Raw genomic sequence first — 15,461 nt, 5'->3', positions numbered from 1 at the left:
TTAAGCACCACCTTGGATAGAGGTAGCTAAATACTGATCAAGACCAGCTTTTCTAAGCTTACATGCTGGGCATTCTCCACATCCATCACCAATAACCCCGTTATAACATGTTAGTGTGCGCTCTCGGATATAGTTGAATGCATCTAATTGGTCTGACATGTGCCATGTTTCCGCCTTGTTAAGCCACATGAGGGGTGTATGGATTACAAAATCATAATCCATAGATAAATTGAGTGTGACATTGAGAGATTTAACGAACACATCACGGCAGTCGGGGTAGCCACTGAAATCAGTTTCGCATACGCCTGTAATTAGATGCCTTGCACCTGCTTGTTTGGCAACAATCGCTGCGAAACTCAGGAATAGAAGGTTGCGTCCATCTACAAAAGTGTTGGGGAGTTGCCCCTCTTCGTGAGCGATGTCAACATCATGACGAGTAAGTGCGTTCGGGGCAAGTTGATTCAATAGACTCATATCGAGAATGGTCTGCTTCACACCGAGATCAGTTGCTATGCTAGTAGCACATTCAATCTCTAATTTATGACGCTGACCGTAGTCGAAGGTGATTGTCTCAACCTCACTGAAATTTTTTAAAGCCCAAAATAAACAGGTAGTGCTGTCTTGACCGCCGCTAAATACGACGACCGCTTTGTCGTTAGTCATCACAAAAAAACCTCTCATTCTTCTTTAGATTCACAGAAGAAAAAGAGATTCATGAACTTGATTCCAACACAAAAACAAGCCTTACTTCTATCAAAACAAAATAAGGTGAATAGTTTTTTATAGAGGGAGTTCGCGAACCTCTTCCATGCAACGCATGGATTATCTTCAATTGTTCCAGTCGGATAACGTGGAACCACACCATTATAGCATAAATAATCACATATCAATAATGACGTGGTTTAAAGATGTCATCGGTCGCTCATTTAATAAAAACATTACCAAAAGGAATGATCTCTCTAAGCACTCGTTTTATAAATCCGTCATTCTCCATGTCCTTCTCTAATTGCCGATTCTGGCGGCCTGCTTGATAGAGTACGGTACCTTTACCAGTCATTTTCCAATGATAGTTCATACGCTGGCTGGCCAACGTATTTCCATACACGGTCAACTCTAGATTGGCATTCTCAGGATAGGCAATCAGACTTCCAGCATCAATATATACGGGCTCTGTAGGATGAAGTTCAGTTTGACATACCGGTCCTTGTGTGAGGATACCTATTTGCCCTGTACCTGAGAACTTTACTTTAATGATATCGTGAGTCACGAGTATATTCTTCATACTTAGTATTCGTGTCTGCATCGTGATTCCATCGCTAAAATAGAATAAACTTCTGAAATCATAAAGTAGATCACTACCCTCATTAATATCTATTGGTTGCATAGCAAACCCGGGAGGCAGAGCGGCAACAAATTGAGAGGGACCAGTCATGTCGGACTGTATTATCTTCCTCTTGCGATACATGCGTTTCATATTCATGAATCGATCATTACGTCCGTTAGAAGGTCCACGATATGCAACGATCTGTTCAGGATGGAGGATATGGACGAGATCTCCTTTCATAAGCGAGAAGGTGACTGCTTGTCCAATAGGAGCATTGTTGTCATTGTTGATTTGTATATTCACGAAATGGAACCTCCATTACAGACGTTATATGTACTTACCACTTATTTGAGCGTCTCATTGCGAATCGGATCGTTCGTGTAAGAATAAAATAACCTACCGCTAGCGCTATCGCCCAAATGACGACACTTTTTATTTGATGAGCTCGATTTTGACGAGATATCTCTGCTTCTTTTAATAATTGAACGGTCTCCGTAAGTTGGCGGTTCTGTTCCATGAGCTGAATATTTTGCTCTGCATAGGCTTGAACATTTTCTTTCGCTTCATTTAGCTCAGCACGAGACTGTTCGTAGCTGTTCTTTAACTCGTTTATTTCAGATGGAAGTTCAGAGAATTGCTCTAATCCATTATAGAAATCAGTGAAGTAATTTGCGTGTGCTTTATTAGATTGAAAGAAACAAATACAAATAATGAAGATTAATAAGCTAGTCTTTCCGACTCTATGAAAGAGCATTGGCCAACTCATCGTCGTCACCCCTAAGAATGTGGATTTGTTAAATAATTTACCAAAGGCACGGCTTATGAAATTTGTCATCATGGTTTTGTGTTGCTAGGTTTGGGCTATATATATCTATACAATACTTAATGGAGCACGAAAAGGATGCAAAATAAAGAGGAAAATCATAAAAAATTGTTGGTTACTGTTAACGGCGAACCTGTTGGTAACGTGCTTCTTATTGATAAAGTTACCTTTGCACCTATATTAATGGATCTTATTCGGATAGAAGCTCTCATAACATCGCTGAGAATACGACTGACTACATAGATGATGATGAGTGAAATTAGTATATGAAATGAATAAATAAGTTCCTCAGATGAGGGGATTTTTTTGGCTGATAATAGATTTATGCATGACGACATTTTCCGACACATATTCACAAGAATATTCAGTATACTACATATTGTTAGAACCTATTTATATAGTGAAGGAAGTCAGAGTGAAAAATAGAAGTAGGAAAGGAATATGAAATTATGACATTTTGTAGTAAATGTGGTCAATCTTTAGCAGAAGGTAATGTACATGAATGTACGTTCGTTGGTTCAACTGCGTCAACTAAGGAAACCCTGCTTAAAAAAGTGGATTTTCAGGTTCTTCTAGAGATACTACGACATCCAATGAATTGTGTCCAACTTAATAGCTCTAATGGTGGATTTATCTATGGTCTTATCGGTATAGGAATGAGCGTGTTAGGGTTCTTCTTGTTTGCATTGTCACTTGATAGAATCATATCAAATTCGTTTGGTGAGTATGGAATTGGAAGCGCACTATTGGCCCAAGCTTCTCTTGGAGGACGATCTTTATTGATAGGTTTGTTATCTATTCTAGCCCTTATGGCTTCCTATTGGTTTGTAGCTCAATTCGTAACTAAAAAGAAGTTGGACGTGAAAGATTTTACGGCTAAGATAGGTTCATTCCACCTTATATTTGGTGTTGCATTCATGTTATCTGCCATAATAGCATTCATTTCAATGCAACTAGCCTTCATTATTTTAGTGGTTGCTATACTACTAGCTCTAGTCTGTACAAATACATTAGTTCTTCAACTATATAATGCTAATGCTAGTCAACAAATGAAGATATCTGCTGGTGCAATAGGGATTTACACGATTGCGTTAATGATTATTATGAAAATTGTAAGTTAATCTAATTGTAATATGGTCATAACAATTCATACAGCGAACCGGTTCGTTTAATAGACGACCGGTTTTTTTAATAATATAATAAAGCAAAAATGGATACGGACCGTTGTACATAACAAAAGGAATATTAGTTAAGGAGTTGAAGATTTGCGCAAGAAGCTATTGAAGCAGAATCTGATTTATAACTTTTCTCTTCAATCACAGGTGATCCCACGAGTGAAGTCCACGAACCGATTTATCGTGCAGGCAAGGTTGGAATAATTAGATGATGTCAAAAAGGAAGATTGTACTTATTGCCGTCATGTTCTTTCTTGTACTTACTACTTTACGAATAGCATGGATTTCATTTCATAGTATCCCCGATCATCCTAGGGCGGAGCAGGGAACAATAGACTTGAGCCAATGGAATTTTAGTGATCGACAGGAGATTACACTGGATGGTGAATGGGAGTTTTATCCTAGTCTTTTGTTAAAGCCGGAGAAATTCAAATCTTCTTCTGATCTGAACTTACCAAGAAGTTGGATTGAAGTTCCAGGTAATTGGAATAGTGTCATGGGTACAAACTCAAAATATGGATTTGGAACGTATCGTTTGAGAGTGTTGATTCATGATGAAGAGCAATTGTACGGGATTCGTATTCCAAACATTCTAACAGCGTCTAGACTATACATAAATGGTAATTTGAAACAAGAAATGGGTTTTCCGACAGAAACAGTAGAGGATAATAAAGCTAGGAATGTTCCTTATTCTTCATCATTTCATACGGATACGAGAGAGATAGAAATTGTGGTTCACGTCTCTAACTATCAGCTTTCGAACACGGGAGGTATCATCCAATCTATTAAATTTGGAACGACTACTGCGGTAGCTAATGAAAAATTATTCTCACAAAGCATGCAGATCATTGTTTGTATTGTTCTTCTGCTGCACGGACTGTACGCATGTATTATATATGTTCTTGGTTCTCGGGAAAAAGTAGTGTTTTATTTCGCTGGAGCCATATGCTGCATGTTCATTTCAACGTTGGTGGATGATGATAAAATACTTCTGGCATGGGTACCTTTGGATCTAGAATGGTCGTTTAAACTTTATGTAGTATCTTATGTGGGTGCATCCCTGTTTTTTATGTTCTGTGCGATTAATTTACTGAACAATAGTAAGAAAGACAGGCGCCTTCGTTGGATTACTCTGCTATGCGCTATATTTACCATGGTGTTCATTGTGTTGCCGGAAGGTTATTTTATTCTGGGAAAAGTATTGCTATTCTTCATCGTGATGATCGTTACCTGGTTGATTCCTGCTTGTATACTTAAGGCGATTACCAAGGGAGAGAAAGCAGAAGCGATTGTCCTTTTGCTCTCCGTAGTTGCTATTTCCACTAATATTTTTACAGGTGGTTTAATCAGAGAATTATATTGGCTAGACATGCCCTATTATCCCTTTGACATGATCATTGCATTCCTTGGTCTGGCTTCATTTTGGTTTATTCGCTTTTTCCAAACCACAACTCGAGCGGAGAATTTAACTATTAAGCTGCAGAAGGCAGATAAGCTTAAGGATGATTTTCTGGCAAACACCTCGCATGAACTACGTAATCCGTTGCACGGGATGATTAATATGGCCCAGACTGTTCTTGAGGACGGTAAGGACACATTAGATGAGAAGAATAAGAGTCATTTGGAACTAATTACTACCGTTGGACGGCGGATGTCACTGATGCTTAATGACTTGCTAGATATTACTCGGCTGAAGGAACAAGACGTTCAGTTGAACAAACAAAGTCTGAATCTTCAGGGAGTTGTTTCCGGTGTATTTGATATCCTTCGCTTCATGACTGAGGGCAAACCGATAGAGTTAGTGATGGATATGCCTGAACCATTTCCTAACGTAATGGCTGATGAGAATCGTCTCGTTCAAATTTTGTTTAATCTGGTACACAATGCAATTAAATATACGAATGAGGGTTTGATTGTCGTTCATAGTGGTATTCGGAATGATATGGTCTATATCGATATTAAGGACTCAGGAATAGGTATAAGTGAAGAGGAGCAACAGAAGATTTTCCATCCTTACGAGCAGGGAGACTCTAGTATGACTGCTATAGGTGGCGGTCTGGGACTAGGTCTTAGTATTTGCAAACGGCTAGTCGAGCTTCACGGAGGAACATTGGAGGTGAAATCTTCTCTTGATCTAGGTTCTGTGTTTAACTTTACACTACCCATCGACAATAATACGATGCAAAGACCAATTATCGAGTCTGAAAGATCAGCTATTTCCACTGATCATGTGATATCACCCGAAGTGATAATGGATTTTAATCGTGCATGGACAGCACCTGATTTCAATTCTGATGTACGAAGGCCCAAGATATTAGCTGTAGACGATGATCCTGTGAATTTAAAAATATTAAGAAATATGCTATCTGCAGATCATTACGATATGACAGTAGTAACAAGTGGAAAGGAAGCTTTAATCTGCCTAGATCGAGAGGAATGGGATTTAATAATAACTGATGTGATGATGCCTCGTATGTCGGGATATGAGCTATCACGAGCGATACGGGAGAAATTCACTATTTCAGAGTTGCCGATCCTCCTTTTGACTGCAAGAAGTCAATCCGAAGATGTGTATCATGGATTTCAATCAGGAGCTAACGACTATGTGACCAAACCGGTGAGGGCTTTGGAATTAAAAACACGAGTTCGGGGCTTAATAGATTTAAGGCAGTCTGTAACTGAGCAACTTCGTATGGAGGCAGCATGGCTTCAAGCTCAAATCCAACCACATTTCTTATTTAATACGTTGAATACGATTGCTTCACTTAGCGATACGGATACAACAAGAATGGTCATTTTGCTTGAGAAATTCGGTCATTATTTACGTACGAGCTTTGCTGATAAGAATTTGAAGCGAGTTGTTCCATTGGATCATGAGCTTGAATTGCTTGAATCCTATGTGTACATAGAACAAGAACGTTTTGGAGACAGGTTGCAGGTGGTTTGGAATGTGCAAAAAGGTATAAACATAGAAATTCCACCGCTGTCGATCCAGCCTCTTTTAGAAAATGCCGTCAGACATGGTATTCTAACACGTGCGCGTGGAGGAACGATTACGATAGGAATCTCTGAGAATGATGACTACGTAGAAGTATCCATTTCAGATGATGGTGTGGGGATGGATGTGGAGAAGGTAGAAAGTCTACTTATTAGCCATCCTCAGCAAATGAGAGGAATCGGTCTGCTCAACACAGATCGGCGCTTGAAGCAAACCTACGGTATTGGATTACAAATTAGTAGCGCATTAGATCAGGGAACTACTGTATCTTTTACAATTCCCAAATCCAAATAGTAGTACAATGCGGTGTCATTGTGTGGGTCCAATAGAAGAAATCTGTTGTAATAACTGGAGTATATGATATTATTAAAGCTATTCTGTAACGTAAAATATGGAAAGTTGTTGGTTTATAATAGAACTTTATACGATAATGGCAAACCTATCGAAAGCTAGGGACGCAAAGCTATAGGGCCTTCTTGAAAAAATGGCAGCCTGGCCACCGAAGGGAGTTTTTTATCATGCGAAAATTTAAGTTATTTGTTGTTACACTTGTGATTTTGTGCCCATTGTTTAGTAGTGCGGTAGTTCATGCTTCTGTGGGAAATACATGGTTAAATGAAGCCAATGTAAATAAGGGTATCATTAGTGTGAAGTACGATGTGAAGTATAATGTGAATACTAAGTTATTGATCGCTAAGGGTGGGGAACAATATACTTATAGTTTAACTGGAGACAAGCAAGGCGAGGTTTTTCCTCTTCAATTAGGGAATGGCAATTATAACGTTAGCATCGTGGAACAAACAAAGGGTAATAAATATCAAGTAGTACATAAGGACACAGTTATGCTTGATTTGACTGATAGTACGACAGTATACTTGAATTCGATTCAGAATGTGAATTGGAACAGTACGAATAAAGCCATTCAAATGGCGAGAAATTTAACGAAGAATCTAGCAACGGATACCGAAAAGGTAAATGTAATTTATAGTTATGTGATTAGCAATATTAAATATGATAAGAATCTTGCAGCTAAGGTTCCTATGGATTATTCTCCTCGAATCGATGATACATTTTCGTCAAAAAAGGACATTTGTTATGGGTATTCTTCGTTGTTTGCAGCAATGCTTCGGAGTGTAGATATTCCTACTAAACTTGTTATGGGTAAGACCAGTTATGTGGATACCTATCACGCGTGGAATGAAGTCTACTTAAACAACAAGTGGGTTACTATTGATACAACGCTTGATGCAGGATGGAAGGGTACGACTACAGTCTTTACGATGATAAAGGATACATCCAGATACGTTGCTTCCAAGCAATATTAACTGCATGAGTTTTGTTGAAGAAGCTTCGAACACCATGTTCGAAGCTTCTTTGTTTTGAAAAAATGTGCTATTCTTACCACAAGAAATTTGTCGATATTAAAATCCATGATGTAAGGAGAATTCGAGATGAAAGTGATTATTATAGATGACGAACAGCTTGCTGTGGATTATTTGGAGCGTCAACTTATGAAAATAAATAATATAGAAATCATAGGTAAATTCATAGATCCAATCGCTGGAAGAAGTGAGATTTTTCTTAAAGATGTGGATTTGGTTTTTTTAGATATTAGTTTACCTGAAATCAACGGGATTGAGTTAGCTGAACAGATTTTGGAGAAGAAGCCTGATCTGAGAATTGTGTTTGTAACAGCGTATAATGAATATGCAGTTAAAGCTTTTGAACTTAATGCCTTGGACTATATAGTGAAACCGATTAGAGCAGATCGATTGATCAAAACGATTAATCGTATTAGCGAACACGAATCTAAACAAGACTCAGCTGAGATGAAGACCTATACGATGAGGATGAATATATTCAGGCAGGTGACAGTCGAAGCGTCAAATGGACAATTTTCTGTGATTCAATGGCGCACGACAAAATCTCAGGAGTTGTTTCTATATTTGCTACAACACCGGCGCCAACTCGTTCGTAAATCCGTATTGATTGACTTGCTGTGGCCGGAGTACGAACCGGATAAAGTGTATTCACAATTATACACTGCAATCTATCATATCCGTAAGACAATGGCACGATTTGGTGGTGAAAATTTTCAAATTATAAATTTGATGGAAGGCTATATTCTGAATATCGATCATGTTCTATTAGACGTTGAAGAATGGGAGAGTCAAATAGAATCGGCACCGTCTCTATCATTTGAAACAATAGACCAATATATGGAAATTATGAAATTATATACGGGCCACTATTTGCAAGAATATGATTATTGGTGGGCAGAAAATGAGCGCCAACGACTGAAGCAATTATGGCTTAGTATTTCTTATAAAATTGCGGATTTGTATGAGAATAATAATCAGTTGGATAAGGCCATTGTTTGGTTTCTTGAAATATGTAATCAGCATATGCAGGAGGAACGGGCTTATTTTGCTTTAATGAAAATATATGCTTCTATGAACAATCATGTCTTGGTTGATCAACAGTACAGTTCTTTGATTACTAATCTATGGAATGAATTTAATGAACCACCGAGAGGCTATATTACAGATTGGTATAATCAATGGGATGGAAAAATAAATAAATCTTGAAATAAGTTCTAATGACGTAGGAGAACATCTTATGATAATTTTTTTGTCGAGAATTTGTTGAGATGTGACATTTATAATAGATTTATAGAATAGGCTTTGTCGACAAGATTAGAAATAAGATGTGGATTTAATAATTGAGGAGTTAGGAATGTACATAATATGACAATAAAATCGAGGAATGTTTCCTTACTATTCATAGTTATTGGAATCATTATGCTGTGTTATCCAAAACTTTCTGAAATGTATGAAAATTATCAGCAGGAAAAGCTGGTTAGGGAGTGGCAGATTAGCCTCCAAAATATTGATAATGGAGCCGATTCCTCTCAATCGATAAATGGGGATGTGTTATCTGACAACATCGTCACCGACAATGAAGTAAATGACTTATACGAGACTAATGTGAAGTTGGACTCTAGTAACAATGAGAATATGGAAGGCATCTTGTATATCAAAAGGATTAATTTACAATTGCCTATTCTCCATGGTGCAACTAAGAGCAATATGAAGACTAGTGTGGCTAGTATTGTAAATACAGGGCAACTAGGAGAGGTTGGGAACTATGCTCTCGCTGGACATAGAAATCGCACCTTTGGAAGAAACCTTAATAGACTAGATGAGCTTGAACAAGGAGATAAGATCCAAATTGATAACGGAGAAGATCAATTTGAATATACAGTTATGGAGAAATTGCGTGTAACACCGGAAGAGGTGTGGGTATTGGAGGGGGTTGGAAGTGATAGGGAACTGACCTTAGTCACCTGTGATCCTATGATCAATCCTACTCATCGGCTAATTATTAAAGCAAAAATAATAGAATAGGTTAGAGCTTTCCAGCAGGGGATTATCCTTTTGGTCCGCAACGTGTGAGAAATAGAGGGAGGGATGGCTTTTGGGTACATAAACTGAACTAAAAGTATCGTGTTTACAAATAAATGGTGAGGTGAAGATCTAATTATGAAGGAACGTAGTAAGATAATGTATTTATTGTTAGTCATATCTTTGGTATTAAATCTCGTATTACCTGCTTCAATGGTTATTGCTAGTGATGAGCTGGAGGGTTCAATGAATCCCACTCAAGAGAGTGTCATTGGAGAAACATCTGAAGGTAATTTGGGTATGAGTGTCACGAAAAGTGTCTACGAAATCACTGATAATCTCATCACAGATGTGAAGATGTATGACAAAAAGCCTCTTGTTAATGAGACGGATGGTTCTATTATTACCCAGGGAGTAGAAATACAAACTATTCGACCAAAAGTCGAAGATGAAGTAGCAATCATTTTTGACTGGTCATTACTAAGTGAAATACATCAGTATGATGATGGTTCAACCTTTACATTTAGTCTTCCTAAAGAATTTAATATTCCAATTGAATTAAAGGGAACACTAACTGGTGGAGTTGGAGATTATGTAGTATCAACAACTGGAAAAGTAACATTCATATTTAATGATGCAATAAAGGGTCAAAAATTAAATGGTAATTTCTATGTCTGGCTAGCGTTTGACCAATCTGAACTTAATGATGGTTTGGAATATAAAATTGACTTTACCTCAGTTGGACAAAGTGTTATCGACGTTCACTTTGCTAATACTGCAAAAGATGGATTGACGAAAACAGGGAAGGCCAATAAAAACAACTTTAATTCAGATGAAATTGTTTGGACGGTTGACTTTAACCAAGGTGAAAAAGAAATTAAAGACGCTGTACTTACAGATACCCTTCCATCCGAATTGACACTTAAAGGTAACATTGAAGTTCGTCAGTTGGTAGTTCAAATAGACGGGACAGTAAAGGAAGGAACAACAGTTACAACTGAACCAGCATTTCCTGTCCATTTAGGTGATATCAATAAAGCTTACAGAGTGACATATACGACAAGTGTTAAAGCACCAAGTACAGCTCCATTTACAAATAGGGAATTCGCTAATGAAGCTGTACTTACTGGTAATAGTGGAACCATCAATGATACTGCCATTGGCAAGGCGACTGTGAGTTTCAATGAACCCCTAAGTAAATCGGGTTCTAATAGTGCTTATGATCCGATAACGCAAACCATCACTTGGAAAGTTCAATACAATTATAATCAACAAACGATTCCAGTAACCAATGCATGGATAGAGGATACATTTGATACAGCAAAATATAAATTAGTTGCGGGCTCAGTGAAAGTTTATCAAGTTGACATCAACAGTAGTGGTAAGGGTGTAAATCCTACCATTATTGCCGCAAGTGAATATAATTTAACTGGAGTCGGTACTGGTTTTGATAATGGTTTCAAGCTGAAATTTAACAATCAAATTGATAAAGCTTATGAAATCGAATATCAAACTAAGGCAATAAATCGCGTCTATGAGGACACTACAGTCAAAAATAAAGTAACGATGCACGATGGCACGTCAAAAGAAGGAGAAAAGAACATCAATCAAGTCATCTTTGAGAAAAGTGTAAGCAAGTCCGACTTCCAGAAGAAAACAATTGAATGGAAGATTGTTCTGAATCAAGACTTGAATACAATGACTGATATCGTAATTACGGATAATTACGTTGGGAAACATATGAAATTGGATCCAAATAGTATAAAAATTAATGGACAAGCTATTCAAAATTCCACAAAATTTGAGCTTAAAGCAGCAGATTTGAATGACTTAGCATATGAAAAAGGATTTACACTTGAACTCAAAGCTGGAGAGTCCATTGATTCGAAATACGTAATCACGTATACTACATCGTTTGACCCTACGGTAGGAATGCCAACAAATAATAAGTATGAAAATAAAGCGACATTAAGTTGGAAAGAACCTGGTATAACACCGGATCCAACACCAATCACAGAGTATGATTATGTAACACCGGAAAGCTATACCCTTGAAAATGGCAATAAAAAAGGGGATTATAACGCCAAAGACAAAACAATCACTTGGATGATTGATGTGAACTACAATCTTTTCGATATTCAAGATGCGGTGATCAAAGATAATTATACAGGTGATCAAACATTTGTAGAAAATTCTTTGAAAGTGAGTAAGTTGACACTTGACCCAGTTAATAACAAGGTAACAGATGTTGGTGGCGAAGTTACGCTAACAGAAGGACAATTTCAACTAAATGCTGATGGTAAAGGTTTTGTATTAGATCTGAATACTATTGGTAAAAATGCATATCGAATTACGTACAAAACAAGTCTTGATGGTAACTATCCAGTCAAAGGCACATATTCGAATAATGCAACGATGCATGACGGTGAAAATGGACCTCAACGTTTTACAAAATCAATTAGTGTAACACCTAAAAACGGTGGAGAGTATATTAACAAAACAGGTAAACAAAAGTTCCTAGGATCAGATATTGCTTCTTGGACCGTTAATATTAACCGTAGCCAATCCTACGTGGCAGCTGGCTCAATATTAACAGATACATTATCCGATAAACAAATTTTGCTTAAAGATTCGTTAAAGCTCTATAAAACGGATATATCTCCAAATAATAGCGGTACTATTAATAAAACAAATGTTAAAGTAGATAAAAATGACTATGATTTAGTAGTCACAGGAAACACATTTATTATAACATTCAAGAAAGCACTGAACACTGCTTATATTTTGGAGTATGAATCGTATATTAACACGGATACGGGCCAACGAATCGAGAATAAAGTCGAATTTGCAGGTCAATCTTCTACTGTAAAAGGTTCAGATAGTAAAGAAGGCGTAATCGTTTCTTTAGCTGGAGCAGGCGGAGGGGCGTCTACAGGTATTGGGAAGATTAAAATTGTTAAAATAGATGATTTAAATCAACCGATAGCAGGCGTCGTATTCGAACTTTATAATGCATCTGGTACGACTCTCCTTGAAAAACTTACGACAGATGTAAATGGAGAAGTTTCAACTACTAGAAACTATAAGTATAATAATACAAATGCTGGGCTGCCTTATATGTTAAAAGAAGTATCAGTGCCGAGCGGCTATCTAATTGATCCCGAGTTTGGAGCTCCAAAAGGCAAAGAGATTAAGTTTAAAGATGTATCAAACACGTTTACAATTATAAATGAAACTATTCGTCAAGGATTTGAATTAACGAAAGTTGACGCAACTGATTCAACGAAGAAGTTGAAAGGCGCAGTTTTTGAATTGAAATTGAATGGAACGCTAATCGACACATTAACAACAAACAGCCTTGGAAGAATTGCTAAAGGTGATCTACCTTCAGGAGACTATGAATTAGTAGAAATAGCAGCTCCAGACTTTTATGTAGTCGATGCTAAACCGATTGCTGTTAAGATTGTTGCTAATCAAACCAAAGTATTAGAACTAGACCACAAGAATGCTCAAGGTACCGACGGTAAGCTAGTTATCACAAAGGTTAATGCTAAGGACCAGTCAGTTATACAAGGTGTAGAATTTGAGCTTCGTGATCATGCAGATGTAGTCGTTGCTGCTAAAACTACTGATATAAACGGCGTAATCGAGTTCACTAACTTACCTTATGGTCCATATACAGTGGTAGAGACAAAAGCGGACGGTTACGTTATTGAAGTAGCTAATAGAGAAGTGTTAATTACAAAAGCAGAAACAACATTGACGATTGAAAATAAAGAAAACGATCGTTCAGTCAAATTAACCAAATATAATTCGATCAGAAGTCAGAAGATTCAAGGGGCTGTCTTTGAATTAAGAGAAGAGACGAAAATTTTTGATAAAGATGGAAACTTTGTGTATAAAGTTGTTCCAGGCATAGATGAAGCTAAGTTAACGACTGATGTAAATGGTGAACTATTGTTAGAAAGTTTAGTATCAAATAAATATCAGCTCATTGAAATTAAAGCACCTTTTGGTTATCTATTAGACAAAACACCAGTAGCATTTGAGATCACTGATAAGCAAACTGAAACTGTATTAGTCGAAAAGACAAACAATAGAATTTCAACTCCAGTAGATCCAAGTGGTCCAACTGGACCAGGTAACCCAGGCATACCAGTAGATCCAACACCGATCATACCAGTGGACCCAACTCCGATTACACCAGTGGATCCAAAACCAGGTGAACCGGTAGATCCTACTCCGGGTACACCGATAGATCCTAAGCCAGTGAAACCGGTAATACCTGATGAGAAAGTGGTAACAACGAAAGAAACTCCAGTTAAAGGCAAGGTTGAAGTTCCAAAAGATACTACACCGAAGATAAGCAAACAACCTAAGAACGGAAAGGTCACTGTAGATCCGAAAGGAAATTGGGTATACAAACCTAAAAAAGACTATGTCGGTAAAGATTCATTCACGATCATCGTTACCGATAAAGATGGAAATGAAGAGGAAGTCCTCGTTGAGGTTGATGTAAATGATATACCTAGAGGTGGAACAGATGGTATTTCTGAGAACACAGGTAAAACTCACTCCCAAAATACACTTCCTCAAACAGGAGAATCAAGTCATCTACCGCTTCAACTTACAGGATTCGGATTCATCATTTTAGGTGCTCTGTTGTTATTCTTCAGAAAGAAACAGTTGCAGAGAAAGTAATGAGAATATGTGCGTACCAAAAGGGCTATTCCTCATTATGAGGAGGTAGCCCTTTTTTTACAGTACAAAGGGATGAGGATTATGTTATGTGTGGAGTCTTGACGTGTAGTTGGCTAGGTGGAGGGGGGATCGTTAATTATTCCGGAAACATGTGTTCCCTGACAAGGTGATGTCATTCTGATATTGGTATATTAGTAAGAACTAGGAGGTGGGAGGGGTGTATATAGCAAATATTAAAGCTACATATACATGGAACCATTCATATATATATGCTACCGGAGCCGATAGTGTATTTTTACTAATTGAGTGGAATATGTCTGAACTGAACGCAAACCGTACACCATCAGTGTCTAAACTTTATGCACGGGATGTGGAATTGAATATATGGCTCGAACCAGGTATCAAAGTTGTTCGTACTTACGGGTGTAAAGGAGTTTTGGGACCACCACAATCATCTTTAATACTTTCACTAGGACATTTATATACTGATAAGAAGCAGAGTGTAGTTATTGAATGCTCCTTTAAGCCACATTTCGCGTGTAAACGTCCTGTGATATCTGTCCAATGGAGATACAAAGGCTCTAATAATGAACGAATGAAGGAACAAGCTGTTGAGGAGATTTATATGAATTATACATACAATTTGGGACTCCTGCGAAAGACAGGCAACTTTAAAGTTGAGAAGCAAGTGAAGCTTCTTAAAACTTCTACGATAATGAAAGAAGCGATAGAAATATACGAATTAGGCGATCCAGAATATGCCGAATTTATATTAAGAAGGAAAGGAGATGAATTGTTATTGTGTGCTGTTCAATCAGGTGATATGAGTCTGATTGAAGAGGCAGAAAAGCTGTATCGTATCATTGAGATATATGGAGGTACATAACTATAGTATTACTTGAAGGGTAAATGAATGATGGTACTCGCGAGGGACTATCAAATATAATAGGAAAATAGTTGCATGATTTGAAGTTTGAAAAGAAGGACATCCCTGGTAAATAGTCGAAAGGACTAGTTATAGTATTTTTATATGAGT

Annotated in this window: 11 protein-coding genes and 2 riboswitches; of the genes, 8 read left to right on the top strand and 3 right to left on the bottom strand. The window is 37.5% G+C overall.

The window, feature by feature from the left end:
• The 3 genes from queC to PGLA_RS00715 form a co-directional block, all read right to left on the bottom strand.
• Window positions 1–663 (bottom strand): 7-cyano-7-deazaguanine synthase QueC, encoded by a 663-nt coding sequence (gene queC / locus PGLA_RS00725; protein ID WP_068527314.1) that lies wholly within the window; start codon window positions 661–663, stop codon window positions 1–3.
• Between the two features lie 103 nt (window positions 664–766).
• Window positions 767–810, bottom strand: a riboswitch (PreQ1 riboswitch).
• Between the two features lie 112 nt (window positions 811–922).
• Window positions 923–1,627, bottom strand: a complete 705-nt coding sequence (locus PGLA_RS00720; RefSeq protein ID WP_068527312.1) for an AIM24 family protein — start codon at window positions 1,625–1,627, stop codon at window positions 923–925.
• A 34-nt stretch (window positions 1,628–1,661) separates the two neighbouring features.
• The gene (locus PGLA_RS00715; protein ID WP_068527310.1) at window positions 1,662–2,090 is read right to left on the bottom strand and encodes a hypothetical protein; all 429 of its coding nucleotides are present in this window, start codon (window positions 2,088–2,090) and stop codon (window positions 1,662–1,664) included.
• Between the two features lie 135 nt (window positions 2,091–2,225).
• On the opposite strand from PGLA_RS00715, the gene PGLA_RS27785 reads away from it, so the two are divergent.
• The 8 genes from PGLA_RS27785 to PGLA_RS00680 all read left to right on the top strand — a co-directional run bounded on the left by PGLA_RS27785 (window position 2,226) and on the right by PGLA_RS00680 (window position 15,311).
• Complete coding sequence (locus PGLA_RS27785; protein ID WP_161487816.1) at window positions 2,226–2,390, top strand: hypothetical protein; 165 nt, start codon at window positions 2,226–2,228, stop codon at window positions 2,388–2,390.
• Between the two features lie 206 nt (window positions 2,391–2,596).
• The gene (locus PGLA_RS00710; RefSeq protein WP_068527308.1) at window positions 2,597–3,268 is read left to right on the top strand and encodes a hypothetical protein; all 672 of its coding nucleotides are present in this window, start codon (window positions 2,597–2,599) and stop codon (window positions 3,266–3,268) included.
• A gap of 262 nt (window positions 3,269–3,530) precedes the next feature.
• Window positions 3,531–6,614: a hybrid sensor histidine kinase/response regulator gene (locus PGLA_RS00705; protein ID WP_245699646.1), complete on the top strand. Its 3,084-nt coding sequence runs from the start codon at window positions 3,531–3,533 to the stop codon at window positions 6,612–6,614.
• A gap of 128 nt (window positions 6,615–6,742) precedes the next feature.
• Window positions 6,743–6,824, top strand: a riboswitch (cyclic di-GMP riboswitch).
• A 14-nt stretch (window positions 6,825–6,838) separates the two neighbouring features.
• Window positions 6,839–7,645, top strand: a complete 807-nt coding sequence (locus tag PGLA_RS00700) for a transglutaminase-like domain-containing protein (protein ID WP_068527306.1) — start codon at window positions 6,839–6,841, stop codon at window positions 7,643–7,645.
• A 126-nt stretch (window positions 7,646–7,771) separates the two neighbouring features.
• Window positions 7,772–8,908 carry a response regulator gene (locus PGLA_RS00695; RefSeq protein ID WP_068527305.1) on the top strand — a complete coding sequence of 379 codons (1,137 nt, stop codon included), beginning with the start codon at window positions 7,772–7,774 and terminating at the stop codon, window positions 8,906–8,908.
• A 213-nt stretch (window positions 8,909–9,121) separates the two neighbouring features.
• A complete protein-coding gene (locus PGLA_RS00690) occupies window positions 9,122–9,727 on the top strand; it encodes a class D sortase (RefSeq protein ID WP_245699645.1) in 606 nt (201 codons plus the stop codon).
• Window positions 9,728–9,862: 135 nt separating this feature from the next.
• Entirely contained in the window at window positions 9,863–14,425 is a 4,563-nt protein-coding gene (locus tag PGLA_RS00685; protein WP_068527300.1) for a collagen binding domain-containing protein, read from the top strand.
• A gap of 217 nt (window positions 14,426–14,642) precedes the next feature.
• On the top strand, window positions 14,643–15,311 hold the full coding sequence (locus PGLA_RS00680; protein ID WP_068527298.1) for a hypothetical protein: 669 nt from the start codon (window positions 14,643–14,645) through the stop codon (window positions 15,309–15,311).
• Window positions 15,312–15,461: the final 150 nt, after the last annotated feature.

This window comes from Paenibacillus glacialis (genome assembly GCF_001637205.1).
Lineage (GTDB): Bacteria > Bacillota > Bacilli > Paenibacillales > Paenibacillaceae > Paenibacillus_AQ > Paenibacillus_AQ glacialis.
The sequence above is the reverse complement of the archived record's forward strand: the minus strand, read 5'-3'. Positions and strand labels throughout refer to the sequence as shown.

What these genes read in the sequence shown, in the direction of transcription:
- PGLA_RS00710 (WP_068527308.1), top strand. Translation starts at nt 2,597, where the DNA reads ATGACATTTTGTAGTAAATGTGGTCAATCTTTAGCAGAAGGTAATGTA.
- PGLA_RS00705 (WP_245699646.1), top strand. Translation starts at nt 3,531, where the DNA reads ATGATGTCAAAAAGGAAGATTGTACTTATTGCCGTCATGTTCTTTCTT.
- PGLA_RS00690 (WP_245699645.1), top strand. Translation starts at nt 9,122, where the DNA reads ATGCTGTGTTATCCAAAACTTTCTGAAATGTATGAAAATTATCAGCAG.
- PGLA_RS00715 (WP_068527310.1), bottom strand. Translation starts at nt 2,090, where the DNA reads ATGAGTTGGCCAATGCTCTTTCATAGAGTCGGAAAGACTAGCTTATTA.
- PGLA_RS00700 (WP_068527306.1), top strand. Translation starts at nt 6,839, where the DNA reads ATGCGAAAATTTAAGTTATTTGTTGTTACACTTGTGATTTTGTGCCCA.
- PGLA_RS00695 (WP_068527305.1), top strand. Translation starts at nt 7,772, where the DNA reads ATGAAAGTGATTATTATAGATGACGAACAGCTTGCTGTGGATTATTTG.
- queC (WP_068527314.1), bottom strand. Translation starts at nt 663, where the DNA reads ATGACTAACGACAAAGCGGTCGTCGTATTTAGCGGCGGTCAAGACAGC.
- PGLA_RS00685 (WP_068527300.1), top strand. Translation starts at nt 9,863, where the DNA reads ATGAAGGAACGTAGTAAGATAATGTATTTATTGTTAGTCATATCTTTG.
- PGLA_RS27785 (WP_161487816.1), top strand. Translation starts at nt 2,226, where the DNA reads ATGCAAAATAAAGAGGAAAATCATAAAAAATTGTTGGTTACTGTTAAC.